Below are 285 nucleotides of genomic sequence, written 5' to 3'. Positions count from 1 at the left end.
TCTGTGGGAACCGGGCGCCCATGCAGGCACTTTCCGCGGCAATCAACTGGCTATGGCAGCCGGTTCCAAAACACTGGAAATCATCGAACGCGATCACCTCACCAGTCACGCAGCCATTATCGGCGCAGAACTCAAAGCTTCATTGCAGCATATTGCAGCCCAAACGCCCTATATCGGCGATGTGCGCGGGTGCGGCCTGATGCTGGGGCTGGAAATCGTTGACCCGCACGGTGTGCCCGCCCAGCCCCCCCCCCCCCCGCCCCCCCCCCCCCCCCCCCCCCCCCC

The 285-nt window shown here is 65.3% G+C and carries 1 protein-coding gene; it reads left to right on the top strand.

Annotated features, from left to right (window positions below; genetic code table 11):
• On the top strand, positions 1-285 hold a 285-nt coding region (locus HBA93_RS20680; protein WP_221724521.1), incomplete at both ends, for an aminotransferase class III-fold pyridoxal phosphate-dependent enzyme.

The sequence above is a fragment of the Ochrobactrum sp. SFR4 genome, assembly GCF_019730395.1.
In the GTDB taxonomy this organism is placed as follows: Bacteria; Pseudomonadota; Alphaproteobacteria; order Rhizobiales; family Rhizobiaceae; genus Pseudochrobactrum.
This window is presented reverse-complemented; position numbering and strand designations above follow the sequence as displayed.